17 protein-coding genes and 1 tRNA gene are annotated in these 19011 nt (G+C 58.4%); 12 read left to right on the plus strand and 6 right to left on the minus strand.

The window, feature by feature from the left end; translation table 11 throughout:
* Nucleotides 1-21: 21 nt before the first annotated feature.
* The 10 genes from B9Q17_RS09555 (at nt 22) to der (ending at nt 10499) form a co-directional block, all read left to right on the plus strand.
* Nucleotides 22-1170 (plus strand): IscS subfamily cysteine desulfurase, encoded by a 1149-nt coding sequence (locus B9Q17_RS09555; protein WP_058340528.1) that lies wholly within the window; start codon nt 22-24, stop codon nt 1168-1170.
* A 68-nt stretch (nt 1171-1238) separates the two neighbouring features.
* Nucleotides 1239-1667: a nucleoside-diphosphate kinase gene (gene ndk / locus B9Q17_RS09560; protein WP_022989205.1), complete on the plus strand. Its 429-nt coding sequence runs from the start codon at nt 1239-1241 to the stop codon at nt 1665-1667.
* Nucleotides 1668-1730: 63 nt separating this feature from the next.
* Nucleotides 1731-2840, plus strand: a complete 1110-nt coding sequence (gene rlmN / locus B9Q17_RS09565; protein WP_022989206.1) for a dual-specificity RNA methyltransferase RlmN — start codon at nt 1731-1733, stop codon at nt 2838-2840.
* A gap of 40 nt (nt 2841-2880) precedes the next feature.
* Nucleotides 2881-3684: a type IV pilus biogenesis/stability protein PilW gene (pilW, locus tag B9Q17_RS09570; RefSeq protein WP_208618772.1), complete on the plus strand. Its 804-nt coding sequence runs from the start codon at nt 2881-2883 to the stop codon at nt 3682-3684.
* Nucleotides 3674-4675 (plus strand): RodZ domain-containing protein, encoded by a 1002-nt coding sequence (locus B9Q17_RS09575; RefSeq protein WP_094625054.1) that lies wholly within the window; start codon nt 3674-3676, stop codon nt 4673-4675. The genes pilW and B9Q17_RS09575 overlap by 11 nt, the downstream gene beginning before the upstream one ends.
* Nucleotides 4676-4708: 33 nt before the next feature.
* Nucleotides 4709-5827: a flavodoxin-dependent (E)-4-hydroxy-3-methylbut-2-enyl-diphosphate synthase gene (gene ispG / locus B9Q17_RS09580; RefSeq protein ID WP_022989209.1), complete on the plus strand. Its 1119-nt coding sequence runs from the start codon at nt 4709-4711 to the stop codon at nt 5825-5827.
* A gap of 41 nt (nt 5828-5868) precedes the next feature.
* On the plus strand, nt 5869-7143 hold the full coding sequence (hisS, locus tag B9Q17_RS09585) for a histidine--tRNA ligase (RefSeq protein WP_094625055.1): 1275 nt from the start codon (nt 5869-5871) through the stop codon (nt 7141-7143).
* A 47-nt stretch (nt 7144-7190) separates the two neighbouring features.
* Nucleotides 7191-7847 (plus strand): YfgM family protein, encoded by a 657-nt coding sequence (locus tag B9Q17_RS09590; protein ID WP_022989211.1) that lies wholly within the window; start codon nt 7191-7193, stop codon nt 7845-7847.
* Nucleotides 7847-9016, plus strand: coding sequence for an outer membrane protein assembly factor BamB (bamB, locus tag B9Q17_RS09595; protein ID WP_094625056.1), 1170 nt, complete (start codon nt 7847-7849; stop codon nt 9014-9016). Before B9Q17_RS09590 ends, bamB begins: the two co-directional genes overlap by 1 nt.
* A gap of 61 nt (nt 9017-9077) precedes the next feature.
* Nucleotides 9078-10499 (plus strand): ribosome biogenesis GTPase Der, encoded by a 1422-nt coding sequence (der, locus tag B9Q17_RS09600; protein WP_022989213.1) that lies wholly within the window; start codon nt 9078-9080, stop codon nt 10497-10499.
* A 32-nt stretch (nt 10500-10531) separates the two neighbouring features.
* Here der and pta read toward each other — a convergent pair whose 3' ends face one another.
* The 3 genes from pta to B9Q17_RS09615 are packed head-to-tail and all read right to left on the minus strand — an operon-like array spanning nt 10532 to nt 16372.
* Nucleotides 10532-12685 carry a phosphate acetyltransferase gene (gene pta, locus B9Q17_RS09605; protein ID WP_094625057.1) on the minus strand — a complete coding sequence of 718 codons (2154 nt, stop codon included), beginning with the start codon at nt 12683-12685 and terminating at the stop codon, nt 10532-10534.
* Between the two features lie 33 nt (nt 12686-12718).
* Nucleotides 12719-13903, minus strand: coding sequence for an acetate/propionate family kinase (locus B9Q17_RS09610; RefSeq protein ID WP_094625058.1), 1185 nt, complete (start codon nt 13901-13903; stop codon nt 12719-12721).
* A gap of 18 nt (nt 13904-13921) precedes the next feature.
* The gene (locus B9Q17_RS09615; RefSeq protein WP_094625139.1) at nt 13922-16372 is read right to left on the minus strand and encodes a bifunctional diguanylate cyclase/phosphodiesterase; all 2451 of its coding nucleotides are present in this window, start codon (nt 16370-16372) and stop codon (nt 13922-13924) included.
* Nucleotides 16373-16620: 248 nt separating this feature from the next.
* On the opposite strand from B9Q17_RS09615, the gene ccoM reads away from it, so the two are divergent.
* On the plus strand, nt 16621-16767 hold the full coding sequence (gene ccoM / locus B9Q17_RS18565) for a cytochrome c oxidase subunit CcoM (RefSeq protein WP_167373022.1): 147 nt from the start codon (nt 16621-16623) through the stop codon (nt 16765-16767).
* Nucleotides 16768-16800: 33 nt separating this feature from the next.
* On the opposite strand, the gene B9Q17_RS09620 is transcribed toward ccoM, so the two are convergent.
* From B9Q17_RS09620 to B9Q17_RS09630, 3 genes are all read right to left on the minus strand, one after another.
* Nucleotides 16801-16876 (minus strand) — tRNA-Glu (locus tag B9Q17_RS09620).
* Between the two features lie 87 nt (nt 16877-16963).
* On the minus strand, nt 16964-17866 hold the full coding sequence (locus tag B9Q17_RS09625; RefSeq protein WP_094625059.1) for a TIGR01777 family oxidoreductase: 903 nt from the start codon (nt 17864-17866) through the stop codon (nt 16964-16966).
* Nucleotides 17867-17895: 29 nt separating this feature from the next.
* The gene (locus B9Q17_RS09630; protein WP_094625060.1) at nt 17896-18273 is read right to left on the minus strand and encodes a sirohydrochlorin chelatase; all 378 of its coding nucleotides are present in this window, start codon (nt 18271-18273) and stop codon (nt 17896-17898) included.
* 93 nt (nt 18274-18366) lie between these two features.
* Between B9Q17_RS09630 and B9Q17_RS09635 the strand changes: the two genes are divergently transcribed.
* On the plus strand, nt 18367-18969 hold the full coding sequence (locus B9Q17_RS09635; protein WP_094625061.1) for a DUF924 family protein: 603 nt from the start codon (nt 18367-18369) through the stop codon (nt 18967-18969).
* The last annotated feature ends 42 nt before the right edge of the window (nt 18970-19011 follow it).

Consider the following 19011-nt stretch of genomic DNA (forward strand, 5'->3'; position numbering starts at 1 on the left):
TAACCGACACTTCCTTTGACTATGAAAACACCCGTATATCTTGATTATGCGGCGACGACGCCCGTTGATCCTGCCGTTGCCGATGAGATGGTCAAATATCTGACCATTGATGGAGTTTTTGGCAACCCCGCGTCTCGCTCCCACGGATACGGCTGGCAAGCCGAGGCCGCTGTTGAAGGTGCCCGCCGCCAGGTAGCCGACCTTATCCATGCCGACCCCAGGGAGATTGTCTGGACCTCCGGGGCAACGGAATCGGACAACCTTGCCATTAAAGGTGCCGTAGCCGGCCGGGCCAGTGCCCACGTGATTACATCGACGATCGAGCACAAGGCAGTTATTGATACCTGCAAGTGGCTGGAGCAACAGGGCGTAGAGGTTACCTGGCTGGCGCCGGAAGCCGACGGGCGTATTTCGGTTGAGGCGGTGGCGGGTGCACTCAGGGAAAACACCGTACTGGTGAGCCTGATGCTGGTGAACAATGAGCTGGGTTGTATTACCGATACGGCTGCAATCGGCGAACTGTTGCGTAACCGTGGCGTGTTGTTTCACGTGGACGCCGCGCAGGCCGCCGGAAAGATGCCGGTCGATGTCGCCGCACTGAATGTCGACCTGATGTCGCTTTCCGGACATAAGGTTTACGGCCCGAAAGGTGTTGGTGCGTTGTATGTGCGTCGGTCTCCAGAGGTCAGCATCGAGGCCCAGATGCATGGTGGCGGCCACGAGCGGGGCATGCGCTCCGGTACTTTGCCTACCCACCAGATTGCCGGCATGGGGAAGGCTTTCGAGCTGGCCGGGCAAGGACTGTCTGACGAACTTATGCGCCTTGAAGCCCTGCGCGAGCGCTTTCTGGGCGGGCTGGAGTCGCTTTCCGGCGTTCATTTCAACGGCAGCCGGGAACATCGGGTGCCGGGCATTGTCAACCTATCCTTTGAGGGTGTTGAAGCCGAGTCCCTGATGCTGGGCTTGCGGCAGGTGGCGGTGTCATCCGGTTCTGCCTGTGCTTCGGCTACGGTAGAGCCCTCGTTTGTGCTGCGTGGCATTGGCGTGAGTGACGAGCTGGCTCATCGGGCATTAAGATTTTCCTTCGGGCGGTTCACCACCGATGAAGAAATCGACTTTGCCGTGGAGCAGATTGTGCAGGTTGTGTCCCGACTTCGTACGGTGCGGTAGGCAGTTGCACTCGGACTGCGTATAATCGCACCCCTGAATTTTTACCCTAACCAGACTGGAGAAACATCATGGCAAACGAGCGCACGCTCTCTATCATCAAGCCCGACGCGGTCGCCAAGAACGTTATCGGCGAAATCTACAGCCGTTTTGAAAAAGCCGACCTGAAAATCGTTGCGGCCAAAATGATGCACCTGACCCAGGAGCAGGCCGAAGGTTTCTACGCCGAGCACAAAGAGCGCCCGTTCTTTAACGACCTGGTTGCTTTCATGACTTCCGGTCCGGTTGTTGTGCAGGTTCTGGAAGGCGAAGGCGCCATCCTGAAGAACCGTGAGCTGATGGGTGCAACCAACCCGAAAGAAGCCGACGCCGGCACTATCCGTGCAGACTTCGCTTCTTCCATCGACGCAAACGCCGTTCACGGCTCCGACTCTGCAGCTTCTGCCGAGCGCGAAATTGCGTATTTCTTCTCCGACAACGAAATCTGCCCGCGCGGCTGATGTTGTCTGTTCAGGGGCAGCTTACGGCTGCCCCTGAATTGGTTATCTGATCGAGGTTATGTCATGACTGCCCCTGCCGAAAAAATCAATCTTCTGGGGATGCCCAAAGCCAAGCTCGAGGCATTTTTTGAAACCCTGGGGGAAAAACGTTTCCGGGCCCAGCAGGTGCTGCAGTGGATCCACCAGCGTGGCGTTGATGACTTCGATCAAATGACCAATATGAGCCGCGTTCTGCGCGAAAGGCTCAAGGAAATTGCTGAAGTGCGTGGCCCCGAGGTGGTTTACGACGAAACCTCGAAAGACGGCACCCGCAAGTGGGTTATGCGCATGGATAACGGCAACAGTGTTGAAACTGTGCTTATTCCTGATGGGGAACGTGGCACCTTGTGTGTGTCGTCCCAGATTGGCTGCAGCCTGGACTGTACTTTCTGTTCGACGGGAAAGCGGGGCTTTAACCGTAACCTGACAGCGGCAGAAATCATTGGCCAGGTGTGGGTGGCGCGCCGCGCTTTCATGCCGTTTGATCCCACCGATCGGCCGATTACCAACGTGGTCATGATGGGCATGGGAGAGCCCCTGCTCAACTTCGATAACGTGGTTGACGCCATGAACCTGATGATGGAAGACCTGGCTTACGGTATTTCCAAGCGTCGGGTTACCCTGAGTACCTCTGGTGTTGTTCCGGCCCTTGACCGGCTGGGTGAGGTTACCGATGTTTCACTGGCCATCTCTCTGCATGCCCCTAATGATGAACTTCGTAACACGCTGGTGCCGCTGAATAAAAAGTACCCGATTGCCGAGTTGCTGGCAGCGACCCGCCGCTACCTGGCGCGCCTGCCGGACAAGCGTAAGGCCACTATCGAGTACACGGTCATAGAAGGTGTGAACGACCAGCCAGAGCACGCCCGGGAACTGTCCGTAATCTTGAAGGGGTTGCCCTGCAAGATTAACCTGATACCGTTTAATCCATTCCCGGAAAGCGATTTCCGCCGGCCCAGCATGAACGCAACCCGGCGCTTCCAGAATGTGCTGAACGAAGCCGGCTTCGTGACCACCATCCGAACCACCCGAGGTGATGACATTGACGCTGCCTGCGGGCAGCTGGTAGGCCGGGTGGAAGACCGGACGCGCAGAAGCCAGCGCTATATTGCCGTTCAGCAAGTTAATCCCTGAATACAGGGGAGCAGAAACAACCAAGGTAAGGTGTTTGTTGATGGTTAGGAATTCCAAGGTAAAACTGGCTGTGTTGGCCCTGGTTTTTTCAGGGATGCTGGTGTCCGGATGCGTAACCACCACAGACAGCCGTTTCAGCCGGGAGGCTGACCGCGACAAAGCCTTGAGCAGCTACGTTCAGCTGGCAACCGCCTATATCCGGCAGGGCAACCTGGAGCGGGCCCGGCACCACCTTGATCGCGCCCTGGAAATTGACAGCGGAGATGCCGAGGCATTGGCTGCCATGGGGCTGGTGTACAGCTATGAAGGCGAAGAGCAGCTGGCCGAAGAAAGTTTCCGCAAGGCTGTGTCAGCGGACGGAAGCTATACCCGTGGGCGAGTCTATTACGGTGCCTTCTTGTACGGCCAAAAAGAATACGAAGGTGCCCGTAACCAGTTTTCCGTTGCGTCCCGGGATACCGGGTACAGAGAGCGCGGAGGTGTCTTTTACAATCTGGGCATGACAGAAGAGCGCCTGGATAACCTCGAAGGCGCAGAGGCAGCCTACCGCAGAGCCGTAGAGCTGACCCGCGGCGAAGCTCGCTCGTTACTGTCACTTTCACGTGTGCTGGTGGAACAGGACAATTACACCGAAGCGTCCCGGTATTACAGTCGCCTTCAGACCATGATTCAGGGCAATACACGACTGACCCATTCCGCAGAAAGCCTTTACACAGGTATCCGCATTGCCCGTTATTTCGGGGACAAAGACCAGGAAGCCAGTATGGCTTTGTTATTGCGGAACGAATTCCCGGAATCCATAGAGTATCAACAATACAAGGTGCTGATTGCCAATGACCGGTGACGAGCAGCTGAATAACGTATCCGCAGAATCTGTCGGACAGCAGCTCCGGCGGGCACGGGAGAAGGCAGGGCTGAGTCTGGCAGCGGTTGCAGACCAACAGCACCTTCGGGTTTCCGTGATCCAGGCGATTGAAAGCGGTGATTACAGCAAAATTGATACCGAGCTGTTCCTGAAGGGGTATGTCCGTGCCTATGCGCGGCAAGTAGGCCTGGATGCAGACTCGATTATCCGTGACCTGGACACAGAGCTTGAGCCTCGCCGCCAGGAGCGGGAGCAGGCGCTGCAGGCTAACCCGCTGGTAAATATCGAACGACGCCGACGCCAGAAGCGTCGGGCCGCCAAGCTGATTCTCGTGCTGGTGGCCGCAGCTTTGATTGGCTTTCTGGCCTTTACTTATCTCAGCAACAAAGACTCCGCGCTTCCGGCGACACCGCAACCGGAAGCAGAGCAGCCCGAAGCCGCCGAAGACCCTGCCGGGTTTCAGCCGGACAGCACTGTAACTGCTCCTTTGATTGAAGCTGACGAGCCTGCTGTGGTGCTGCCAGGGCCCCAGGAGTCTGTTGATGAATCCGCTCCCGAGGCAGGGCAGGTTATGCCCGAAGACGGCGTGACCCTGGAGCCTGACATGGCCCCTGCAACAGCCCCTGAGGCTGACGACCAAGCCCTTGAGACCGCGCCGGCGGACGTTGCGGCGGTCGCTGAGCCGGTTCCGGAAGAAACGGTTGCGGCTAACGAGCCGCCGGCAGCGGCCCGTCTGCAGATGACGTTCAGTGATGATTGCTGGATTCAGGTTACTGATGGCGCTGGTAACCGCCTGGCTGCCGGTCTTCGTACCCGCGGCAACCAGCTGGACGTATCCGGTGAGGCGCCACTGAGAGTGGTAGTTGGCGCAATGAGTGCCGTTGAAACCATCCAGTTCCGGGGCGAGACCCTGGACCCTGGCCGTTTCCGCGTAGTGAATAACCGAGCAGAGTTCACCCTAGAACCCTGAACGACCGCCTGAACAGATTGTTGGTTCCAGACCATGAAGCAAGATTCCCCGATCAAGAGACGTAAATCCCGCCAGATCATGGTGGGCAATGTGCCAGTGGGCGGAGATGCGCCCATTTCGGTACAGAGCATGACCAACACCAATACCTGTGATGTTGATGCCACCGTCGGTCAGATCAAGGCCCTTGAAGAGGCCGGTGCGGATATTGTCCGCGTGTCTGTGCCGTCTATGGAGGCGGCCGAGGCATTCGGCAAGATTCGTGAGCGGGTCTCGGTGCCGTTGGTTTCGGATATCCATTTCGACTACAAGATTGCGTTGCGGGTTGCCGAGCTGGGTGTTGATTGTTTGCGGATCAACCCCGGCAACATTGGCCGGGACGACCGGGTGAGTGCGGTGATCAACGCTGCCAAGGATCGCAATATTCCGATCCGCATCGGGGTGAATGCCGGGTCACTGGAAAAGGCATTGCAACGCAAGTATGGCGAACCGACCCCCGAGGCGCTTGTGGAATCTGCCATGCGCCACATCGATATTCTGGACAAGCACGACTTCCAGAACTTCAAGGTCAGCCTGAAGGCGTCCGACGTATTCATGACCGTCGCAGCCTATCGCCAGATTGCCTCACAGATTGAGCAGCCCTTGCACCTGGGCATTACCGAGGCGGGCGGTTTCCGGTCCGGTACCGTGAAATCCGCCATCGGCCTCGGCATGTTGCTGATGGATGGTATTGGCGACACCATACGGGTCTCCCTGGCGGCAGACCCGGTACAGGAAATCAAGGTAGGCTTCGACATCCTCAAAAGCCTGCGTTTGCGTAGCCGCGGCATCAATTTCATTGCCTGCCCAAGTTGTTCACGCCAGAACTTCGACGTTATCCAGACCATGAACGACCTGGAAGCCCGTCTTGAAGATGTGAACACCTCACTGGATGTAGCCATCATTGGCTGTATCGTTAACGGGCCGGGTGAAGCCAAGGAAGCAGACCTGGGGTTGACCGGCGGCAGCCCGAAACACCTGCTGTATGTGGGCGGAAAGCCGAACCAGAAACTGGACAACACGGCACTGGCTGATGACCTCGAGCGGCTGATCCGCGAGCAGGTTGCCAAGCGCCAGGAGCAGGAAGAAGCCGTTATCGCCCGGTCTTCAGACTGAGCGTTACAAAGACACCATTCAAAGATTTTCAGGGTTTAAACTTGGCTAAAATTCAGGCAATTCGGGGGATGAATGACATCCTCCCGGACCAGACCCCGGTCTGGCAGTATGTAGAGTCCACGGTAAGACAGGTGCTCGGCCAGTACGGCTACCAGGAAATCCGTATGCCGGTGGTAGAGCACACCGAGCTGTTCAAGCGCTCGATCGGTGAAGTGACCGATATCGTCGAAAAAGAAATGTATACATTCGACGACCGCAATGGCGACAGCCTGACTCTGCGCCCTGAAGGTACAGCCGGTTGCGTTCGGGCCGCAGAAGAGCATGGCCTGCTGTTCAACCAGACACGCCGTTTGTGGTACACCGGCCCGATGTTTCGCCATGAGCGGCCCCAGAAAGGGCGGTATCGCCAGTTTCACCAGATCGGTGTCGAGTGCTTCGGCATGGCCGGCCCTGACATTGACGCGGAGCTGCTGGTTCTGACCGCCCGCCTGTGGAAGGCGTTCGGGCTGACCGAGCATGCCCGGCTGGAAATCAATTCCATCGGTACCAGCGAATCCCGCAAGGTGTACCGGGAGGCGCTGGTTCGTTATCTCGAGCAGTATAAAGACCAGCTCGATGACGACAGCAAGCGTCGTCTTGGCACCAATCCGCTTCGCATCCTGGACAGCAAAGACCCGGCCACCCGTGAAATCCTGAACGGGGCACCGTTGCTGGATGACTACCTGGACGACGAATCCCGCGTCCATTTCGAGCAACTGAAAGCACTGCTGGATGCGGCCGGTGTAAGCTACACCGTCAATCCGGCACTGGTTCGGGGCCTGGATTACTACGGTAAAACCGTTTTCGAGTGGATCACTGACAGCCTTGGCGCCCAGGGCACCATCTGTGCCGGTGGCCGTTATGATGGACTGGTTCAGCAACTTGGTGGCAAGCCCACCGATGCGGTAGGTTTTGCCATGGGTCTGGAGCGGCTGATTCTGCTGCTTGAAACCCTCGGCCTGGTGCCGGAGCAGGTCAACAACAACGCCGACGTATACGTAACCGCCATGGGCGAGCAGGCCGTTGCACCAGCCATGGCGGTGGCCGAATGTCTGCGTAATGAGTTGCCCGGAGTGGTGGTGGTCAGCCATTGTGGTGGCGGAAGTTTCAAGAGCCAGATGAAAAAGGCTGACCGGAGCAATGCTCGCTATGCAGTCATTCTGGGAGAGAACGAAATTGCCAGCGGCACGGTGGCCCTGAAACCACTTCGAAATGACGATCCCCAGCAGGAAGTTAACCAGTCCGAACTGGCTTCAGTCCTGAAGGGTTTGCTTTAAGTTTTCTTGATAACGCATTGTATTTTAATAATTAATCAGGAGTTTTCATGGCCGAGTTGCGCACAGAAGAAGAACAGGTCCAGGCGATCAAGGATTGGTGGAAAAAGAACGGCAGTTCGCTGCTGATCGGTATCGGCGCGGCACTCGCCATTGTCTTCGGCTGGCAAGCCTGGCAGAACCACCAGGCCCAGCAACGGGCGGAAGCAGCCAACCAGTTCGCCAATCTGCTGAACGCCTTTTCGGGTGAGCAGGGAGAATCTGACACAGACACCATGGCCTTTGTCGCCGAAACCCTGCGTGAAGAGCACTCCGACAGCGCCTATGCCATCTACGGCAACCTGGTGATGGCGCGCCAGCAACTGGCCGAACAGAACGATCCAGCCGCTGCAGTAGAATCTCTCAGCTGGGCGCTGGACAAGGCTGCTGATGACAAGGCGCTTTCCCTGGTGGTGCGCAACCGCCTGGCTCGGGCCCAGTTTGCCGCCGGCAACCACGACGATGCCCTGGCCACGCTTGATGGTGCTGGCGAAGCGGATGCCTTCAATGCCATTTTCTCCGAACTTCGGGGCGATATCCTGTTGGCCAAAGGCGACCAGGATGGTGCCCGGGAAGCCTATCTGACCGCCCGGGAACAGAACCAACAGGGCCGAAGCGGTGTCCTGGAACTGAAACTGTCTGACCTGGGCGTCGGGGAGGACGCCTGATGCCGGTATCCAGAAGCATCCGCTCGGGTTTCCTGGCGGCGGCATCCATTGCGGCAATGGCCCTGGCCGGATGCAGCACCACCGATACCTTTGAACAGCCTGCCCCCTTGCCGGAAATCGACGAGCGTGTGGAGTTCGACCGGGTGTGGTCCATGTCGGTTGGCGATGGCCACGACGGTGAGTTCCTGCACATGGCGCCGCTGTATGCGGGTGACACCTTGTATGCTGCCTCTGCAGACGGCGAGGTTGTCGCGGTCCAAAGCGAAAACGGCGAGCTGATCTGGGAGCAGGACCTGGACGAGCGTTTGTTTGCGGGCCCGGGTGCTGATGCCCGGCAACTTTACCTGGCAAGCCGGAATGCCGAACTGATCGCCCTGTCCAGTGAGGATGGCAGTGAACAATGGCGCGCGAGCCTGCCCACGGAAGTGGTAGCTGCGCCGCAGTCTAACGGTTCCCTGGTGGTGGCGCAGACCACCGATGGCCGGGTGATCGGTTTTGATGCCGGGAATGGTGACCAGCTCTGGCAGTACGATGCCCAGGTTCCGGTTCTGACCATGCGCACTGGCGCGGCTCCGCTGGTGGGTGGAGACGTGGTGATCGCGTCCTTCGCCAACGGCCGGGTCATTGCGTTGACGGCAGCCGCCGGGCAGCCGGTCTGGCAGTACGAAGTAGGCCAGCCCCAGGGCCGAACAGAGCTTGAGCGCCTGGTGGATATTGGTGGACAGCCGCTGGTGCTGGATTCCGCCATTATGGTGGCGGGTTATCAGGGCAAGCTGGCTCTGGTGGATATTCCTTCCGGCCAGGAAATCTGGAGCAAGCCGGCATCCAGCTTCTATTCACCGGCAATCGGTAACGGCAATATCTACCTGGCCTCGGCCAATGGTGACATCCAGGCGCTTCGTGGCAACGACCGCAGGGAGCTGTGGGTTCAGGACCAGCTGTCCTGGCGCCAGGTAACCCGTCCGGCCGTCTCCGGAGACTACCTGGTGGTAGGCGATTTTGAGGGTTATCTGCACGTGTTGTCCGCCGAGGACGGTAGCCTGCAGGGCCAGGTGAAGTTTGACAGTGAGGGTATCCGCGTACCGATTCAGGTTACGAGAGATGGTAACCTGCTGGTTTACGGAAACGGCGGCAAACTGTCCGTGCTCAGGCTTGAGCAGGACGACTGACAGCCCCATGAATTTACCCGGCTACGGCCGGGTTTCTGTTTTATTTGCATAGCAGACCAATATGACCCCAGTAATAGCCCTGGTGGGCCGCCCAAACGTTGGCAAGTCCACCCTGTTCAACCAGATGACCCGTTCCCGGGATGCCCTTGTGGCAGATTTTCCGGGCCTCACCCGTGACAGAAAATACGGGGAAGGTCATTACGAAGGGCAGAAGTTCATTGTTATCGACACCGGCGGCCTGACTGGTGACGAAGTTGGCCTGGACGCTGAAATGGCCAGGCAGTCCCTTCAGGCTGTGGAAGAGGCCGATATCGTCCTGTTCCTGGTAGACGGTCGGGCAGGGCTGACGGCCGGTGACGAAATGATTGCTGACCATCTGCGCCGCTCCGGCAAGCAGGCGCACCTGGTGGTTAACAAAACCGACGGCCAGGATCCGGATGTTGCCGCGGCGGATTTCTACCGCCTGGGCTTTGAATCCAGCTTTACCATCGCCGCAGCCCATAACCGCGGTATCCGTACCTTGCTGGAAACCCTGCTGCCTGAACCGGTAGATCCGGAGGAGCAGGACCGGGCCGATCGTTATCCGGGTATCCGCATCGGTGTTGTGGGCCGTCCGAATGTAGGCAAGTCCACACTGGTTAACCGGATGCTGGGTGAAGACCGGGTGGTGGTTTATGACATGCCGGGTACCACTCGCGACAGCGTATACATTCCCTACGAGCGCCATGGTGAGCAGTACACCCTGATTGATACCGCCGGGGTACGGCGCCGTAAAAACGTTCACGAAGTGGTGGAGAAGTTCTCCATCATCAAAACCCTGCAGGCCATCGACGACGCCCATGTGGTGATCCTGGTGATTGACGCCCGGGAAGGTCTGGTAGACCAGGACCTGCACCTGATCGGCTTTGTGCTGGATGCCGGCCGGTCACTGGTGATCGCCGTCAACAAATGGGACGGCATGGATCCGGAAGACCGAAGCAAGGTGAAGGAGCAGGTGGCCCGTCGCCTCGATTTCCTGGATTATGCAGACAAGTACTATATCTCGGCGCTGCATGGCACGGGGGTAGGCACGATGTACGAATCGGTGCAGGCCTGCTACGAATCTGCCATGGCGAAGTGGCCCACAAACCGCCTGACGGCAATCCTGCAGGATGCCGTAGCCCAGCATCAGCCGCCCATGGTTCATGGCCGGCGAATCAAGCTGCGTTACGCACACCAGGGCGGCTCTAATCCGCCGGTGATTGTGGTGCACGGTAACCAGGTGGATTCGCTGCCCGGGGCTTACAAACGGTATCTGGAGAACACCTTCCGCAAGGTGCTGAAAGTGGTGGGATCACCCATCCGCTTCGAGTTCAAGTCCGGTGAAAACCCGTTTGCCAACAAGGTTGACCGGCTGACACCACGGCAGAAGGTCAAGAAGGATAACGACCTGAAGAAAGGCCGCAAGATCAAGAAAACCCGGCAGAAAAGCGTTAAACGCTGATCAACCGGGCTCTCCGCACGACCGGGAGTGGCTCACGCCACTCCCGCTTCCTCTACCTGGCGCGCCTGAACGGCTGTCAGGGCAATGGTAAACACGATATCTTCCACCATCGCACCCCGTGACAGGTCGTTCACAGGCTTTCTCAGGCCCTGAAGCATCGGGCCGACGCTGACCACATTTGCGCTGCGCTGTACGGCTTTATAGGTGGTGTTGCCGGTGTTGAGATCCGGGAACACGAACACCGTGGCCTTACCGGCTACCTTGCTGTCTGGTGCCTTGGATTTGCCGACACTTTCAATCGCAGCGGCATCGTATTGCAGCGGGCCGTCGATCAGCAGGTCCGGACGACGTTCCCGGGCAATGCGGGTGGCTTCACGCACCTTGTCGACATCCTGCCCACTACCGGACTCGCCGGTGCTGTAACTGATCATGGCAACCACCGGCTCGATACCGAAGGCCTCCGCCGACTCGGCGCTCTGGATGGCGATGTCGGCCAGTTCTTCGGCGTTCGGGTCCGGGTTGATGGCACAGTCACCGTATACCAGCACCTGTTCCGGCAACAGCATGAAGAATACAGACGACACCACCTTGGCGTTGTCGTGGGTTTTGATCAGCTGCAGGGCAGGGCGCACGGTGTTTGCGGTAGTGTGGATGGCCCCGGAAACCAGGCCATCGGCTTCATCCATGGCGACCATCATGGTGCCGAGCACCACGTTGTCTTCCAGCATGGCTTCGGCCATGTCTTCGGTGAGCCCCTTGTGCTTCCTGAACTCCACCATCGGTGCGATGTAGCGGTCGCGGATCGAGGCAGGATCCATCAGCTCCAGGTCTTCCGGTAACTCAAGCCCCTGTGCTGCCGCTACCGAGCGGATTTCCTGGGGATTTCCGATTAATACGCAGCGGGCCAGTTTGCGCTGGTGGCAAATAATGGCTGCGTGCACGGTACGGGGTTCGCAGCCCTCCGGCAATACGATTCGTTTATTGGCAGACCTCGCCCGCTCCGACAGCTGGTAACGGAAAGCCGGTGGCGACAGACGGCTCTGGCGCTGAACCTTAAGGTGTTCCTGGAGCCAGTCGGTATCCACGCGGCGGGCAACCGACTCCATGGACTCCTCGATCCGTTCCGGATCATCAATCGGGATGGCGGACGACAGGCTGGCCAGCATATGGGCGGTTTCATAGGTGTTGGCATCGGAACTGAGTACCGGGAGTCCGGTATCCAGCGCCCTGCGGCACAGGTCGATGACCCGGTTGTCCGGCATCAGTCCGCCGGTAAGCATCAGGCCTGCCAGGGGCACACCGTTCAGGGCCGCCAGGGCCGTGGTCACCACGATATCTTCGCGGTCACCGGGGGTGACCATCAGGGTGCCAGGCTTCAGCGTGTCGGTCATATTCCTGATGGTGCGGGCACACACAGACACTTTCTGCACCCGGCGGCTGTGCATGTGGCCTTCGTGCAATACCGGCACCCCGAGCTCCCTTGCAACATCGGACACCCGTGGCGCCAGCAGGTGTGGCTGCCAGGGAATCTCGGCCAGCAGGTGGAAACGGCCAGACGTGAACACCTTGCAGGCCGAGCGGTAATCAATAACGTCTCCCTTCGCCGGACGGTGGTGGTCCAGGGTCATGCCGGACTTCTCCGGCGCGCCAATCTTGTTCAGGATGACGGCAATGACGTCCGGATCTGAGGGGGCGGCAAACAGGCGCGCGGAGAAATCCAGTTCCTCGTCAAGGTCAGAGGCGGAACAGCTTCTTGGTGCGCTCACCAGGATCACCTCGGAGCCCAGGTTCCTGGCTACCTCCACATTGAGTCGTGCGATGTAGGCTTCGCTCCGGTCCGGCACCAGGCCTTCGATGATAACGATATCGACCTGGTTGGCGACTTTCTGGTACTCGCCAACGATATTTTCCAGAAGCAGGTCTCCCTTGCCCCGGTTCAGCAGTTGCTGGGCTTCTTTCAGGGGAATCGGATCGGGTGGTTGCAGGTGGCTGCGGGCGGTGACAAACGCCGTGGAAGAATCGCGGCCGTCGTTATGGATGGCTTCGCCGCGGTGTACCGACTGGCTGAACGGTTTGTAGAAACCAACGCTCACGCCTTCACGCTCGAGGGCCCGGAGCAGGCCAAGACAAACGGAGGTCAGGCCGGATTCCATCGAGGTAGGTGCAATAAAAAGACTTTTTGCCATGGGTTGTCCTGTAAATCTGTCGGGTTCGGTCGTTCAGGCGGAGGCCAGGCGCTCGGCTTCCTGGGCAATAACCAGTTCTTCGTTGGTGGGAATCACCAGCACCGGGAACCGGGAGTCGGGGCTACTGACAAAGCCGTCGCTCATCCTGCCATGATCACGGTTCAGGCCGGTGTCCAGTTCAATTCCGAGCAGCCCCAGGTGTTTGACGGTTTCCTGTCGGATGCGGGGGCTGTTCTCACCGATACCGCCGGTAAACACCAGGGCGTCGAGTTGTGCCAGCGAGGCCGTCATGGCACCGACATAGCGGGCTAGGCGGAAACAGAACACATCGATTGCCAGTTGTGAGGGTTCGTGGCCGTGATCAGCCAGCTCGCACAGGGATCGCATATCGTTGGTTTGCCCGGACAGGCCCAGCAATCCGCTGTCGTTGTTGAGCATACGGTGGGCTTCGGTGGCACTGACTCCCCGGGTAGCCAGGTAGTCGAACAGGCCGGGGTCGACGTCGCCGCTTCGGGTGCCCATCACCAGGCCTTCAAGGGGCGTAAGGCCCATGCTGGTGTCAACGCTCAGGCCATCGCGGATGGCGGTGATGCTGCAGCCATTGCCCAGGTGTGCCGAGATAATCGATGTGGTCGCCGGTGTTTTACCCAGTAGCCGTGCGGCCTCCCGGGCCATAAAGTAATGACTGGTGCCGTGAAAGCCATAGCGCCGGATGCCCCATTGGGTATAGCAATGCTCGGGTAGCGCATAGCGATAAGCCCGCTCCGGCAGGGTGTGGTGGTAGGCGGTATCGAAGACGGCGGCGTGGGGGCGGTCCGGGAACAGGGCCCGCATGGCACGGATACCGGCGAGGTTGACCGGGTTGTGCAAGGGGGCCAGTTCAGCACAGGCTTCGATGGCCTGCTCGGTGGCATCATCCACCAGGACGGCTTCACGGAAGGTTTCGCCACCATGTACAACCCGATGGCCGATAGCCTTGGGTGTGCCGGTCAGCAATTGCCGGTTCCGGAATTCGTTCACCAGCGCCTGCAGGGCCTGTTCGTGACTGGCTCCGGCCGGCAATTCCACCGGATTATCGTCACCGGAGATTCGTGCAAAGGCATCGCTGTTGTTCAGCTTCTCGGCCAGCGCCGAAGCGATTTTCCGGTTCTTCTGATCAAAAAGTGCAAGTTTCAGGGAGGAACTGCCGCAGTTCACAACCAGTATTGATTCTTCCATGTTCTCGCCGTGTTGGTTCTAGGTGCTGGCCCGCTCGTTGGTGTCGAGCCATTGGATGAAATCCTGTTCCGGGAGCGGAGTGCTGTAGAAGTAGCCCTGTGAGTAATCGCAATGTTCTTCCTTCAGGAAGTGGGTCTGGGCTTCGGCTTCGACGCCCTCTGCCACCACTTTCAGGCCAAGGCTGTGGGCCATGGTGATGATGGCGCGAACAAGCGAGGCATCGTCGTTTTCGGTCAGCACGTCCTGGATGAAGGACTTGTCGATTTTCAGGGTATCAAAGGGGTAGCTCTTGAGGTAGCTCAGAGCTGAGTAGCCGGTACCGAAATCGTCTACCGTCAGGCGGATTCCGGAACGGTCAAGCTTGCGAAGGATATCAGCGGTTTCAATGGAGTTGTCCAGAATCAGCCGTTCGGTGATTTCCAGCTCCAGCAGCTCCGCGCTCAGCCCGCTGGCGTCGAGCGCCCGCATGACGGCATCGGTAAAGCCCGGATCCCTGAATTGGCGCGGTGACACATTCACCGCCACACCGATCGGGTTTCCGGTCAGGGTTTGCCAGTTGCGGGCGGCTTTGCAGGCTTCCTGGATAACCCACTCGCCAATCGGAATGATCAGCCCGGTTTCCTCGGCCAGCGGAATGAAACGATCCGGCATCACCATACCCAGGGCAAGGTTGTTCCAGCGCAGCAGGGCTTCGGCAGACACCAGCTTGCCGGAGTGGGTATCGATGATTGGCTGGAAATAGAGTTCGAACTCGCCGAGCTCCATGGCCTTGCGCATGTAGGATTCCATCTGCAGCCGCTCGTGGGAGATCTCGGTCATTTCCGGTGTGAAGCGGGAATAGGCGCTCTTGCCCTTGTGCTTGGCTTCGTACATGGCGGCATCGGCGTGCTGGAGCAGGGTGCCACTGTTATCGGAGTCCTGTGGGAAGGTGGCGATACCAATACTGGTGGTAACGAACACTTCCTGGCCGCCCAGCATGAACGGTGTCGAGAAGGTTTTGAGGATGCGATCAGCTACCTGGCAGGCGGCATCGGGGCCACTCAGGCCGGGCAGGACCACCAGGAATTCATCGCCGCCCAGGCGGGCGACGGTACTGGTGCCGCGAAGGCAGCTGGAGACCCGTTTGGAGGCTTCAATCAGCAGGGTGTCCCCGGCATCGTGGCCAAGGGTGTCGTTAATGTGTTTGAAGTTGTCCAGGTCGAGGAACATAACACCAACCTGGGTTTCATCCCGGCGGGCCTGGGCAATGGCCAGCTTGAGGCGATCCAGTGCCAGCATGCGGTTCGGCAACCCGGTAAGTACATCGTAGTTGGCCTGGCGCAACAGTTGTTGTTCGTAACGTTTACGGATGCTGATATCTTCACCGAGAATCAGGTAGCCGGTGGTATCGCTGTTGGAATCCTTGATGGGTGTCACCACCAGCTGTTCCCAGTAACGCTCACCATTACGCCTTACGCTGTTCACTTCACCCTGCCAGACGCCAACCCGCTTCACCTGCAGCCGTATTGCCTGCCACAGATGCCAGGCTTCCCGGCTGTTCATGGATTGGTCCACCAGTGCGGACGGGTGTTTGCCGATGATGTCGTCCTGGGTGTAGCCGGTGAGCTGGCTGAATTTCTGGTTGGCGTATTCGATGTGCCACTGCCGGTCGCAGATCAGCACAGAAGAGGGGCTCTGTTCGATGGCCTGGGAGAACTTCAGGATATCGGCAGCGTCCCGCTCACGGCGTGCCACATCTTCGTTCAGCCGCTCACGCATCTCGTTGATGGCGTCTGTTACCAGGCCCAGTTCGTCCCGGCGATTGCCCGGGGTGTCCGGACGTTCCAGTTTGAGCGGCCGCGACAGGGTTTTCAGGGAAAGATCGCGGGTGTAACCGGCCATGGCGGTCAGGTGCCGGGTAACCAGGTGGCGGAAAATCCAGAGAATCAGGATGGAAATAAAGAAAATGGTGAAGAACTGGGTGGCAATGATGACGCCCACCCGGTGCCTGAGATCCTGATAGACCCGCTCCAGTCCGGCGGTGATGGTAATTCGGCCAAGGTTGAAGGGTTCGTCATCCCGGTAAACCAGGTCAAAGCTGTGGCTGAGCACGTCGCCCCGGGGGCTTTGCCCCATGACCAGTTCGGAATCCGGCTCTATGCGCAGGCGCAGGTGGTCGATATCGGGCAGGCTGAGAATGCCTTCCATCTGGGTTTGCAGGGATTTCTGGTCGAGGGCCCATAGGCTGCGGGCAAGGCTGGACGAGTAGCCTGCTTCGATCACATCGAGCCTTTGCTGGATTTTGTTCAGGTCCTGGCGGTAGTCCGAATAGATCTGTATGCAGGAGGCCAGCAAAGTAAAGGCCGAGCTGAATAGAAGGATCCATGCCAGGAGCCTGATAGAGAGAGGAGAGGCCGTACGAATACGTTTCAGACGTGTCGTAATGTCTGGCATTTCAGTGACCAGGCCACCTTGTGAAGTATCTGACATAACCAGGCGCTGCAAACCGTGTTGTGATTTGGGCGTTAACCCAGCTTCCCTGCAAACGACTATAGCAACAGTTTATGACAACTGCCCTGCAAACTCAGGATAAATCGGAAGAATTGCCGGAAGAAGTCTCAGTTTGACACTTATTGCAACGGTGTCTCGGGCTTGATTCAGGTCAAGATGGTGTGGGCGGTACGGGCGTAACCTGAGCTTAGTCAAGTTCGGAATCAAACAGGAGAACGGCCATGTATATGGACGCTGTGGTAATCGCAGGTATTGTAACAGTGTTGCTGATGATCGGATTTTTCGTAGGCGTTGGTGTCTTCATCGTGAAAGATCAGAAGCACCACGGTGCGAAGGGTGGCGCCAAGCATCATCGTGGAAGCCATGGCGGATAGCATCTTCGGGTGCTATCAAAGCTTGGGAAAAATTGGCGTCCCCTAGGGGGTTCGAACCCCTGTTGCCGCCGTGAAAGGGCGGAGTCCTAGGCCACTAGACGAAGGGGACGCAACGTTTTCAAAAGCTTGCCTCGTCGAGGTGGCGCGTATATTAAGTAAGGGCCTTGGGCCTGTCAACGCTTTTTTTCAAAAAAATTCACTTCACGCTGTCTTGCAGGGCATCCGCTAACTCCGGGTACTTGAACCGGAATCCTTCTTTTTCCAGTCTTGCCGGAACCGCTCGTTGGCCGGTGAGCAACAGCCGGGCCATTTCCCCCAGCATCAACTGTAATGCGAATGCAGGCGCAGGCAGTATCGCGGGCCGGCTCAGCACACGTGCCAGCGCCATGGTAAATTCAGCATTTGTTACCGGTGCGGGGCTGACGACATTATAGGGGCCGCGAGCCTGTTCGTTTTCCAGCATCCAGGTCAGGGCGGCGACAACGTCGTCTCTGTGCACCCAGGGCATATACTGGCGACCACTTCCAAGCTTGCCGCCCAGCCCCAGTTTGAAGGGCAGCAGCATTCGCTGCAGAAAACCTCCACCGGAGCCCGCTACCACGCCTGTACGGGACAGGCATACCCGTACACCGAGTTTCTCCGCCTCCAGAGCTGCCTGCTCCCAATCGCGGCAAAGCTCGTGGGTAAACTCGATATTGGGTGAGGTCTCTTCGGTAACTAATTGATCGCCCTGGTTTCCGTACACACCTACAGCAGAGCCGGATACGAGTACCCCGGGTTTGGTCGCCCAGCTTTCCATGGCGCTGACCAGATCATGGGTCAGTGCGATGCGGCTGTCCCTGAGGGCTTGTTTTCGTTTATCAGACCAGCGCTTGTCTGCAATGCCTTCGCCGGCCAGGTTGATGACCGCATCAAAGCCGGCGCCACCGGAGGTCTGCCCAAGGTCGCCAATTACCTGAACGGGGCCACAAAGTTCCTTGACGATGTTGGGCGCCTGTCGGCTCAGCACTGTCAGTGACCAGCCCCGGCTGGCCAGTTCCTGGCAAAGAACCTGGCCAATGAAGCCGGTACCGCCGGTTATCAGAATTCGCTTTTCCATGTCTGCTTCCCTCCATGCAAACCGGGTGGTCAGACTGCAGCGCGGCCCAGTTCGTCCTGGACAACATCCCGGATGGCTTCACCCAGATGCGGGTTCTGTCCAATAGGGTCTGCCAGCCGGATCTCTACACCATGCTGTTTCTCGAGCTCTTCAATCATGGCCGGGACGTCTTTGCGTAAATGCCGGCCCGCAGCCAGGAACAACGGAACGATGGTAAAGCTGGTGGCGCCGCTTTCCTTGCCCCGGGCAACAATCGTCTCCAGGGAAGGCTCGGCCAGCTCCATATAGGCAATGGACGAGTCTTCGACTGACTCGAGGGTAGGCTTGGCCAGTTGCTCAAAGGTATCGCACCAGCGCTGGTCGCTGCTGCCGTGAGCCAGCAGAATAATGCGGTGAGGATTTGCCATGAGGTCTCCGGAATGATCAGATGGATTGGCTGATACGTAATGACTGCAAAGTTATACGATGCTGTTGCCCTAAATGTATCAGGGAGTGGTTAAATGTTCGATTGGAAAGAGCTTTTGGATTACTGGTTTGGCCCCCTGGATGAGCAGGGCCTGCCGGATGCATTTCATCGTAACCGCTGGTTCCGGTCTGACAGAAAGTTCGACCAGGAGATTCGCCGACGCTTTTTGTCCCTGGTTTTGTTTGCCTCCGAGGAGGGGCTGGAGCACTGGCGTACAGCTGCCGGCGGAGCCCTGGCGGAAATCCTGTTGCTGGACCAGTTTACCCGGAATATCTTCCGGGGCGCTGCGCTGGCTTTCGAGCACGATCGCCTGGCCAGACAATTGTGCCGGCGGGCGATGGACCAGGGCCAGGATGTTCAGTTACCGGCGGTTCAACGCGCCTTTCTGTATATGCCGTTACAGCACTCCGAGAAGATCAAGGACCAGGAATTGTCGGTGGAGTGCTATCGGCAGTTGGCGGCAAGCCACAACGGCTTGCTGGGAGATTTTCTTGAGAGCTTCCTGCAGTCAGCCCGGGACCATCACGACATCATTGCCCGGTTTGGCCGCTTTCCCCACCGTAACCGTGCCCTCGGGCGTAAGTCTACGGAGCAGGAGCTGGAATATCTGGAGGGAGGGCGGAGGTTTGGCCAATAATCCGCTTTCATAATTTCTTAAAAAAACTGTTGACGCGCTGCG

The sequence above is a fragment of the Marinobacter vinifirmus genome (genome assembly GCF_002258215.1).
Classification (GTDB): Bacteria; Pseudomonadota; Gammaproteobacteria; order Pseudomonadales; family Oleiphilaceae; genus Marinobacter; species Marinobacter vinifirmus.

What these genes read in the sequence shown, in the direction of transcription:
- B9Q17_RS09625 (WP_094625059.1), bottom strand. Translation starts at nt 17,866, where the DNA reads ATGGAAAAGCGAATTCTGATAACCGGCGGTACCGGCTTCATTGGCCAG.
- B9Q17_RS09555 (WP_058340528.1), top strand. Translation starts at nt 22, where the DNA reads ATGAAAACACCCGTATATCTTGATTATGCGGCGACGACGCCCGTTGAT.
- B9Q17_RS09610 (WP_094625058.1), bottom strand. Translation starts at nt 13,903, where the DNA reads ATGGAAGAATCAATACTGGTTGTGAACTGCGGCAGTTCCTCCCTGAAA.
- B9Q17_RS09615 (WP_094625139.1), bottom strand. Translation starts at nt 16,372, where the DNA reads ATGTCAGATACTTCACAAGGTGGCCTGGTCACTGAAATGCCAGACATT.
- B9Q17_RS09635 (WP_094625061.1), top strand. Translation starts at nt 18,367, where the DNA reads ATGTTCGATTGGAAAGAGCTTTTGGATTACTGGTTTGGCCCCCTGGAT.
- ispG (WP_022989209.1), top strand. Translation starts at nt 4,709, where the DNA reads ATGAAGCAAGATTCCCCGATCAAGAGACGTAAATCCCGCCAGATCATG.
- ndk (WP_022989205.1), top strand. Translation starts at nt 1,239, where the DNA reads ATGGCAAACGAGCGCACGCTCTCTATCATCAAGCCCGACGCGGTCGCC.
- rlmN (WP_022989206.1), top strand. Translation starts at nt 1,731, where the DNA reads ATGACTGCCCCTGCCGAAAAAATCAATCTTCTGGGGATGCCCAAAGCC.
- der (WP_022989213.1), top strand. Translation starts at nt 9,078, where the DNA reads ATGACCCCAGTAATAGCCCTGGTGGGCCGCCCAAACGTTGGCAAGTCC.
- pta (WP_094625057.1), bottom strand. Translation starts at nt 12,685, where the DNA reads ATGGCAAAAAGTCTTTTTATTGCACCTACCTCGATGGAATCCGGCCTG.
- bamB (WP_094625056.1), top strand. Translation starts at nt 7,847, where the DNA reads ATGCCGGTATCCAGAAGCATCCGCTCGGGTTTCCTGGCGGCGGCATCC.
- pilW (WP_208618772.1), top strand. Translation starts at nt 2,881, where the DNA reads ATGGTTAGGAATTCCAAGGTAAAACTGGCTGTGTTGGCCCTGGTTTTT.
- B9Q17_RS09590 (WP_022989211.1), top strand. Translation starts at nt 7,191, where the DNA reads ATGGCCGAGTTGCGCACAGAAGAAGAACAGGTCCAGGCGATCAAGGAT.
- ccoM (WP_167373022.1), top strand. Translation starts at nt 16,621, where the DNA reads ATGGACGCTGTGGTAATCGCAGGTATTGTAACAGTGTTGCTGATGATC.
- B9Q17_RS09575 (WP_094625054.1), top strand. Translation starts at nt 3,674, where the DNA reads ATGACCGGTGACGAGCAGCTGAATAACGTATCCGCAGAATCTGTCGGA.
- B9Q17_RS09630 (WP_094625060.1), bottom strand. Translation starts at nt 18,273, where the DNA reads ATGGCAAATCCTCACCGCATTATTCTGCTGGCTCACGGCAGCAGCGAC.